The sequence below is a fragment of the Variovorax sp. P4_D9 genome, from assembly GCF_056401695.1.
In genome coordinates, this window is the sequence record NZ_JBFUIU010000335.1 from 1 (window position 1) to 9524 (window position 9524).

Genomic DNA, 9524 nt, shown 5'->3' on the forward strand with positions numbered 1-9524 from the left:
GGTCTTGGCCAGTTCGAGCAGGGCCTCGGTCAGCGCCGAGGCCGACAGCGACGCGCCCCCGCCCAGCAGGTAGCCGAGCGCGCTGCGCTCGACGCCGGCCAGCGACGCGACGCCGACCCAGGTGGCATAGCGGGCCCGCGTCAGCGCCACGTACAACTTGCGCAGGTCTTCGCCGAGGCGCTCGCGGTCGACGCGGGCAAGCGCGTCGGCATCGGCCTGCAGCGCGACCACCAGACGGCCCTGCTCGTCGTGCCACTTGAGCGGCAGATCATCGGCCTTGGCGGCGCGGAAGGCGGTCGCGAAAGGCAGGAAGACCAGCGGGTACTCGAGCCCCTTCGACTTGTGCACCGTGATGACCTTGACCAGGTCGGCATCGCTTTCGAGGCGCAGCTTGCGCGCCTCGTTCTCGCTGCCGCTGTCCTCGCGCTGCTCGGCCAGCCAGCGGATCAGCGCGTGCTCTCCGTCGAGCTGCGCGCTGGCCTGTTGCAGCAGCTCGGCCAGGTGAAGCAGGTCGGTCAACGTGCGTTCGTCGCCTGCGGTCAGCAGGCGCTGCGGCACGCCGAAATCGTTCAGCAGGTGGCGCAGCATCGGCAGCACGCCCTGGCGCCGCCAGGTCTGCTGGTAGCGGCGGAACTGCAGCACGCGCGCCTCCCACTGCAGCTCGTCGTGGTTGAGGCGATCGAGCTCGGTCCAGTTCAACGCCAGCGAGGCGCTGCCCAATGCGGCGCGCAACGGGCGATCGTCATTGGGCTCGGCGCAGGCGGCGAGCCAGCGCTGCAGCTCGGCCGCCACCGGGCTCTCGAAGACCGAATCCTTGTCGGAGAGATAGACGCTGCGAACGCCGCGCTGGGCCAGCGCCTGGCGCACGGCCGTGGCCTCGCGGCCACTGTTGACCAACACCGCGATGTCGCCGGGCTGTACCGGACGCAGTGCCTCGCGGGGTTTCGCGAAGCCCGTGCGACCTCCAAGTCCATCGGCGAGCAGGCGCACGATCTCGGTCGCGCAGGCGGCGGCCAGCAGGCGCTGGGCCTCACCGTTGCCGGGCGGCGGGTCGCCATCGAGCGTCCAGCAGGTGAGCGCGGGGGCCGGTTCGCCGGCCACGGTCCAGCGCTCGCTGCGGCCCCGGGCCTGCACCGCGAGGAAGGGCAGTGGGTTCTCGCCGCGCGCGCGGAACAGGAAGGCACCCTGCCCTTCTTCGCGCTCCTCGGCTTGCATGAAGACGCGGTTGACCGCCTCGACCATCGCGGGCGTCGAGCGGAAGTTGGTGGCCAGCGTGGCGTGGCGGTCCTCGGTGTCGCGCCGCGCAGCCAGGTAAGTGTGGATGTCGGCGCCGCGGAAGGCGTAGATCGCCTGCTTGGGATCGCCGATCAGCACCACAGCGGTGTCCTGCGCGTTGGCGGCGATGTCGTAGACGGCGTTGAAGATGCGGTACTGCAGCGGATCGGTGTCCTGGAACTCGTCGATCAGCGCGACCGGGAACTGGCGCCGGATCAGAGCCGCGAAGCGCTCGCCGTTGGGGCCCTGCAGGGCAGCGTCGAGCCGGGTCAGCAACTCGTCGAAACCCATCTGGGCGCGGCGCGCCTGCTCGCTCGCGAAGCGCTCGGCGGTCCAGCGGGCGGCGTGGCGCAACACGCCCTGGCGGCCGTCGGGCAGCGCCCTGATGGCGTCCTGCAGGCCGGCCAACGCGTGCAGCGCGGGATGGCGCAGGAACGCGCTATCGCCGCTCCAGCCGTCGCTCAATCCACCCGGCGTGAGCCGGTCCCAGGCGGTCTTTGTCAGCGCGGGCAGCAGTGCATCGCCCTCGGCCCAGTCGCGCAGCTTCTGCATCCACTCCTTGCGCTTGGGCAGCTTGCATTGCTTGGCGGCGGCAGCCGCTTCGAGCCCGGCCAGCAACTCGGCAGCCCAGCCTTCGTCGCCGGCCCATGGTGCCTTGAGGACGGACAGCTCGCGCCCGGTGTGCTCGCGCGCCCGCTGCAATGCCGCTGCGGGGGCAGCGCCCTCGCCCAGCACATCGCTCAAGCCCACCAGCTTCTCGACCGCCTTCAGCAAGGCGTCGGGCGTGGCCCACCAGCCATGCACCTGCTTCGCATCGGCCGGCGCCAGCGGCGTGAAGAAACTGCGCCAGTAGTCGCGCATGACTTCCGCCTGCAGCTCGCGCTGGTCGGTCTCGAGTGTCTGCGTGAACAGGCTGCCGCTGTCGAAGGCATGCTCGCGCAGCATGCGGTTGCACCAGCCGTGGATGGTCGACACGGCGGCCTCGTCCATCCACTCGGCGGCGAGCCGCAGCGTGCGCGCACAGGCCAGCCATTGAGAGGCCGGATAGTCGGCGCGCAGTTCGTGCAGCAGGTCTTCGCCCGGCGGCTTCGGCTGCACGGTTGCAGGGTCGGCAAGGAAGGCCTCGGCCGCTTCGGCCAGCCGGGCGCGGATGCGGTCGCGCAGCTCCTTGGTGGCGGCATCGGTGAAGGTGACGACCAGGATCTCGGGCGGCGCGAGCGGCCGCGTGAAGGCGGCCTCGCCGCCATGCCTTAGCACCAGTCGCAGATACAGCGCGGCGATCGTGAAGGTCTTGCCGGTCCCGGCGCTGGCTTCGATCAGCCGGCTGCCGCGCAAAGGGAAGCTCAAGGGTTCGAGCAGGGAGGGCAATGTCATGCGGCCTCCTTCGCCGGCGCCCGGCCGACCGCGTCGCCCATCGGCTTCAGCAGCACCAAGGCCAATCGCGCGAACTCGCCATCGGACCACAGCGCCTCGAAATCGGGATAGGCGCGGGCCAGGTAGGCATTGCCGTCGCATTCGCCGAACTTGCCGTACTGCGGGTCGCTGTCCTCGTAACTGGCGCGCGCCGCTTCGCGCGGCACGACAGCCGCCAGATCGGTTTGCGAACCACCCTTGCCCAGCCAGGCCAAAGCACTCCGCAGCGCCAGCGGCAGCGGCCGGTCCAGGCCTTGCCGCCAGGCGTCGAGCAACACCGACCAATAGGCCCGGGCCTGTTCCGGGTCCAGCGGATCGAGGGTCACGCTGCCGGCCTTGCTGACGATGCGGCTCGTGATCGATCCGCCCTCCAGATGCGCCGCCACGTGCGCGACCCAGAAAGGCACCAGCTTGTCGAGGCGGTAGCGGCCTTCCTTGACCAGGCTGCCGCTGTCGAGCAGCAGGCGGCAGCGCTCGCCATGCGCGTTGGCGCGCAGGCCACCGAGCCAGTCGGACAGTCGCAGCGGCTCTGCGAGGCCTTCGGGCAGATAGTTGAGCGCAGCATCGGGCAGTGCCTCGGGCCATTCGGCCAGCGCCTTCGCGTACTCGGCGAACATCTTCTCCATCGGCTCGGCCAGTCGCTCCTGCGCGAGGTCGGCGAAGTGGCCGGCCGGCAGATCGCCGCGGCGCGCCATGCGCGCGAGTTGCGCGGCCATCGCCTCCTCGCGCGAGCCCCCGGCCTCCAGCGCCGCGCGCTGGGCCTGGATCAATTCGTTCTGCAGCTGCCAGTTTTCCAGTGCGTCGATCGCGAACGGCTCCTCGTCCTCGCCGACCGGATCGTCGGCCTCGAAGTGGATGCCCAGGCGTTGCCGGAAGAAGCTCTTCACCGGGTCCTTGAGGAAGTCGGCGAGCAGGCGCAGCGTGAGCGGGCCATCGAAGGCCCAGGGCGCCAAGGCCGACGCAACGGCTTCCACATCGGTCGGGCGTGCCAGCAGCCCGGCCCGCCATTCGCGCGCATGGCTGAACAGCCGCGCATCGCCGCCGAGCGAGAAGTAGGCCGGATGAAAGGGCTGCAGCCGGTGCTCCACGGTCACGGCATGCAGCAGCCGCTTGCCGGCTTCTGGCGGCGTCGGTCCCTCGTCGCCCGCCAATCGCCAGCCGGCCGCAAGGTGGTCCCGCAACTGCGCCACCAGCACCGAGGGCGGGCGCTCCGAATGGTCGAGGATGCTGCGGCCGACCCAGCTGATGTGCAGCTGCTCGCGCGCCGACAGCAACGCCTCGAGGAACAGGTAGCGGTCGTCCTCGCGCCGCGAGCGATCGCCGGGCCGGTAGTCGGGGCCCATCAGGTCGAAGTCCATCGGCACGCGGCTGCGCGGATAGTCGCCGTCGTTCATGCCCAGCAGCGCCACCACGCGGAACGGAATCGCACGCATCGGCATCAAGGTCGCGAAGGTCACGGCGCCGGCGAAGAAGGGCTGGTTCAGGGTCGGCTGGTCGATCTGCGCGAGCCAGTGTTCGCGCACCACCGAGAGCGGAATCTCCTCGGCCATGGCAGCGCTGTGACAGGCATCGAGCCACTGTTGCAGCGACATCTCGAGGCGCTTCAGCGTGAAGCCGTCGCGGTCTTCGTCGGCCGTGAAGAAGGCGGCCAGCAAGGCACGCAAGCGCTCGCCCCAGACCGCGGGCGAAGCCGGCGTGGCCAGCGTGCGCCAGTGGGTTTCGAGCGAGGCCAGCAGCTGTACCAGCGGCCCGAGCAGCGCGGCGTCGAGGCCGCCCACTTCGTCAAGTGGCTCGACCTCTTCCCAAGCCTCGCCGCTGCCCACGGCATAGCCCAGCAGCATCCGCTGCAGGCCGAAGTCCCAGCTGTTCTGCGCCAGCGCCTCGGGCAGGTCGAGCATGCGGCGCTGCTCGGCATGCAGGCCCCAGCGGATGTTGGACGCCGAGATCCAGCGGTGCAGAAGCGGCAGCTGGGCCTCGTCGATGCCGAAGCGGGCGCGCAGCGCCGGCACCTCGAGCCAGTCGAGCAAGTCGCTGACGGCGATGCGCGACTGCGGCAGGGCGAGCAGCTTCTCGAACGCGCCGAGCAGCGGGTCGTGGTGGCGCTGGCCCTGGTCGGCCAGCGTGTAGGGCACGTAGCGCGGATCGTCGGCCGCCAGCAGGCCGAACACGGCCTGGATGTGCGGCGAGTAGGCGGCGACGTCGGGCACCATCACGATCACGTCGCGCGGACGCAGCGTGGCATCGGCCGCGAAGGCCGACAGCAGCTGGTCGTGCAGCACCTCGACCTCGCGCTGCGGGCCGTGCGTGATGTGGAAGCGGATCGAGCGATCGGCCTGCGCATCGAGCGCGGGCCATTTGGCGCGGGTCTCGGCCAGCGGACGCAGGTCGCGGATGTCGTCCTGCAGCTGGCGCAGCAGCGTGTCCTGCGGGTTGGCATCGAAGCAGTCGATGCGCTGGCCGATGGCTTCGAATTGCTGCGCGTAGGCCTCCTGCGCATCGTGGGCGTCGAGCAGGCGGATGAAGTCGCGGCCCTGCTTGCCCCAGGCGGCCAGCAGCGGCTGCGCGTGCAGGTGCAGGCTCTCCTCGGCGATGACGCCTTCGCCGCCCGGGCGCCGGCGCTGCCGCAGCCGCTCGGCGCGCAGCAGGTCCTTGTCGGCGACGATGTGCGACCAGTCGTGCTCGCAGGGGTTGTGCACGCACATCAGCACCTGCATCCAGCGCGCCAGCGCGCCGAGCACCTCGAGCGACTGCTGCGGCAGCGAGGAGATACCGAACACCACCAGCCGCCGCGGCAGGCCGGCCGGCCGCTCGCCCTGCCAGCCGGCGGCCGCGGCCATGAAGCGCTGGTGCACGGCGGCGCGGCTGTGGGCGGCGCCAGCCGTGCCGATGTCGTCGAGCAGCGCGCGCCACAGGCGCGGCTGCCAGCGCAGTTCGTCGGGCACCGGCTGGGCGCCGGTTCGGCTGGCGACGACCAGGTCACGGCCCTCGGCCCATCCGGTCAGCCAGTCGGCGCGATAGACCTGGTACTGGTCGAACAGGTCGGCCAGGCGCTCGGCCAGCTGGTGGCGCTTGCGCAGGTCGGCGTCGTCGGCCAGGAATCGACGCAGCGGCGCGAACACTTCCTCGTCGAGCAGCGCGGGCAGCAGGCGCATCAGTCGCCAGACCAGCAGCGGCTTGTCGAAGGGCGAGGCCGCGGGCACGGCGTCGGCGCCCAGCACCGCGCGGTAGGCCTGCCAAATGAAGGCGGCCGGGAGTTCGGTCTGCAGCGCGGCGGCAATGCCGATCCCGCCCTGCGCCGCATTGCGCGCCAGCGACAGCCTGAGCCACTGCGCCACGCCGTTGCTCTGCACCAGCACCCATTCGTCCTCCAGCGGCGCGAGCGGATGACGCGCCATCCAGGCCAGCATCAGGTCGCGCAGCGCTTCCGGATGGTTGCTGTGAACGGCCATGAAGCCGGGGAAGATAACAGGGTCGGTCATTGCGGGGTGTCAGGATAGGGGCCGAAGCGACACGCCCATGTCCTGCCAATTCTGCGGGTGGCAGGTGAACAGCAGCACCTGGTGGCGCTGGGCGGCGTCGAAGAGCACGCGCTTCATCTGCGCCAGGCGCGGCGCATCGCTGTGCACCAGCGCGTCGTCGAGGATCAAGAGGGTCGGCCGGCCGGCCTGCTGCAGCAGGTCGGCGTAGGCGAAGCGGCTGATCAGGCCGAGTTGCTCGCGGGCACCGAAGCTCAGGTCCTGCACCTGGCCCGATTCGGTCGCGCCGCCTTCCTGCGTGCGGGTCAGCGTGCCGGGCGAGAGGCCGGAGTCGATCTGCACCGTGGCGCCGGGCAGCAGCAGCGGCAGGTAGTGCTGCAGCCGCTCCTGCAGCGGCGCCTGCAGGCGGGCCAGCGTGGCCTGGCGCTTGGCGTCGAGCTTGCCGCACAGCAGGTTGAGCGCCTCGGCGCGGCGCTGCAGTTCGGCATGGCGGCGGCGCGTCTGGGCGAGCCGGCCGGCCAGGGCATCGCGCTGCTCCTCGAGCCCTTGCGCGCCGGCCTGCTGCAGCGTGTTCTCGAGCAGCAGGATGTCCTCGCGGCGCTGCTGGTGGCTGCGCGTCATCTGCTCGATGCTGCGCTGCAGGCGGTCGATGTCCTGGGCCACGATGTCGGGCCGGGCCTCGCGCACCTGGGCGCTGGCCTCCTCGATGCGCGCTGCCAGCGCATCGTGCTCGGCGCCGGTGGCCAGCAGCTGCTGCTGCGCTTCGGATCGGCGCTGCGTGCGGGCCGGATCGGCCAATGCCGCCTGGGCCGCGAGCTGTTCGTTCCGGGCCGTGCCATGAAGGCTCTGCGCCACGGACTGGCGGCGCTGGGTCTGGGTCAGCGCCGCGGCGGTGCTTTGTTCGGTGGCCGCCGCGGCGTCCTGTTCGGCCTCGGCCTGGTCCGGCGGCAACACGGCCTCGACCGGAGCGGCAGGCAGGCGGGCCAGGGCTTCCTGCGCCGAATGGATGCGCGACTGCGCGGCGGCCAGGGCGCTGCGCAGCGGCTCCAACCCCTTTGGCGCGACGAGCGCGAAGGCTTGCTCGGCCAAGCGCATCTGAGCGTCGCGATCGGTGACGGCGCTGAGCCGGGCTTGCGCATCCACGAGGCCCGGCACGCCGTGCGCCAGCAACGCGGAGCGCAGTTCATGCTGCGCTTCGGCATGGCTGCGTGCCAGATCCGCCAGGTCTTCGCCGCCGGGCGTGATAACGATCTCGCCGCCGCCGGGCAACTGAAGCGTGGTCGGCGCATCGAGCAGCCGTTCGCCGCGGGCTTGCAGGGCCAGGCTTTCGCCCTGGGTACGCAGGCCGAGCGTCTGGCCCTCGGGCAGATTGAACTGCAAGCGCGTGGCCACGGCCTGCCGCCGCAGCGAGGCATCGCGCTCGGCACGGTCGAGTTCGAACAGCCGCTGCACCTGGGCCTTGCCGATGGTGGGCGCGGCGGCAGCAGCAGCGCGCAGTGCGGCCATGCGTTGCTCGGCGTCTTCGGCGTGCTGCAGGGCTTCCGTGCTGCGGGCGACCTCGGCCTGCGCCTGCTGTAGCTGCTGCCGCAGACTGTCGCGCTGGCCCTCTTGCCGTGCGATGCGCGAGGCCTCGCGGGCCGCGTCGGCGCGCGAACGCGCCGCTTCCGCATGCTCGCGTGCCGTGGCCACCGCCGCATCGGCCGCCTGCAACTGCTCGGCGGCCTGCGCCAGCGCTTGTGCACGCGAGGCGGCATCGGACTGCTGCCGCGCCAGGCCTTCGAGTTCTTTCGCGAGAAGGCCGCGCGTGCCTTCGAGCTGATGCAGCCGGGTTCGATCACTTTGCAGCTGCGCCTGGCTGGCCTCCAGCGCCTGCTGGCGCTGGCGGGCGGCGGCGAGCGCCTGGCGCAATGCTTCCCACGGCTGTGCAGCCTCGTCGGCCCGGTGCTGCTGCCGCAGCGCGGCCAGTTGGTCGACCTGCTGGCGGTAGGTGGCGATCTGGGCGTCGAGGGCATCGACTTCGGCCTGCAAGGTGACGGTTGCCCTGGCGCTTTCGGCGTACGCGCCCGCAGGCTTCCCCGTGGCGGGCGTCAGCAGCTCGTTGCGCAGGGCACGGAACTGTTCCAGCAGTTCATCACCACCGGTGGCGGCCAGCGCACCCGCCGCGGCACCGACCTGCCCCTGCAGCGCGTCATGGAGATGGTCGCGAGCGGGGTCCACATCCAGCAGCTGGCTGGTGCCCTGCTCGACCCACAGCAGCCCCGGAATGCCCCAGTGCTCGGGCTTGCTGGCCCCCTTGCTGGCGAAGGCGAACCCAAAGCTCTGGGCCAGGTGGTCTTCGGCGTCGGCGCCATCCAGCGTTCGCACGCCGATGCGCAGCGTGCAGCGCTTCTTGCCGAGGAAGCTCTTGATTAGCTGGTGCGGCTGGCCGTCGAGCACGAAGTCCAGCTCGACCTGCGGCGCCGCGCTGCTGCCCTCGCCCCAGGGGCGCAGGTCCTCGACCACGGTGGAGCGATGGCGCTCGAAGAAGGCGGCGCGGATGGCGCGCACCAGCGTGCTCTTGCCGGCCTCGTTGGGGCCGGTGAGGATGTTGAGCCCGGGCTCGAAGCCGCGCAGCTCCAGCGGCTTGCGGAATCGGCGCAACTGCTCGACGCGCAGTCGGGTGATCTGCAGGTTCATGCCGCAGCCACCTCCAGCGGAACGATCGCGACTGTCGGCGCGCGCTCGACCAGTGCGGTGGCCAGCAGCGCGAGCGCGTCCTGCGCGGCGCGCGCCTGCGGGTCGGTGCCGGCCTGGGCCTCGCGCAGTTCGTCGATCACCTCGCCCAGGTAGCCGTCGGCCTGCAAGCCCGCGATGTCCTCGTCGGTCGGCACCAGTTGCAGCGCCGACAGGTCTGCCTGCAGATGGCGCGCCCGCGCCTCGGCGCTGCCGACCGCGGCCTGCAGTTGCTGACGGCCCGCGAGGTCGATGCGGCCCTGGACGCGCAAATCCACGATGTCGGAGGCGCCGAGCCCGGCCAGCTGTTCGAGCAAACCATCGAGATCGCTCGCGACATGCAGGTGCGCATTCAGCAGCTGCCAGTGGAACTGTCCGACCCTCAACGGCGTGACCTGCGGCTCGGCGCCCGGCGCCACGATCTCCACCAGCAGCGCCTGGCCGGCGTCGTTGGCCTTGAAGCGGTCGGGCTCGGGCGTGCCGGCGTACCAGGTGCGGGCGTCGATGCGCTTGCAGCCATGCCAGTCGCCCAGCGCCAGGTAATCGAGCCGCGCGCTGGCGGCACGCTCGGGCGCCAGCGGATTGGCCGAATCGATGCCCTCGGCCAGGATGCCCTGCACGCTGCCGTGCCCGAGCCCGATGCGCAGC

Annotated in this window: 4 protein-coding genes; all 4 read right to left on the reverse strand. The window is 71.3% G+C overall.

The window, feature by feature from the left end:
* On the reverse strand, window positions 1–2649 hold a 2649-nt coding region (gene recB / locus AC1DY5_RS29645; protein ID WP_478117262.1), incomplete at its 3' end, for an exodeoxyribonuclease V subunit beta.
* Window positions 2646–6167, reverse strand: a complete 3522-nt coding sequence (recC, locus tag AC1DY5_RS29650) for an exodeoxyribonuclease V subunit gamma (RefSeq protein ID WP_478117264.1) — start codon at window positions 6165–6167, stop codon at window positions 2646–2648. The genes recC and recB, both read right to left, overlap by 4 nt.
* Window positions 6168–6176: 9 nt before the next feature.
* Window positions 6177–8840, reverse strand: a complete 2664-nt coding sequence (locus AC1DY5_RS29655; RefSeq protein ID WP_478117266.1) for an AAA family ATPase — start codon at window positions 8838–8840, stop codon at window positions 6177–6179.
* Window positions 8837–9524, reverse strand: a 688-nt coding sequence (locus AC1DY5_RS29660; RefSeq protein ID WP_478117268.1) for a metallophosphoesterase family protein, incomplete at its 5' end; no start/stop codon positions are given. The genes AC1DY5_RS29660 and AC1DY5_RS29655, both read right to left, overlap by 4 nt.

Coding starts and splice junctions, on each gene's coding strand:
- recC (WP_478117264.1), bottom strand. CDS start 6,167: ATGACCGACCCTGTTATCTTCCCCGGCTTCATGGCCGTTCACAGCAAC.
- AC1DY5_RS29655 (WP_478117266.1), bottom strand. CDS start 8,840: ATGAACCTGCAGATCACCCGACTGCGCGTCGAGCAGTTGCGCCGATTC.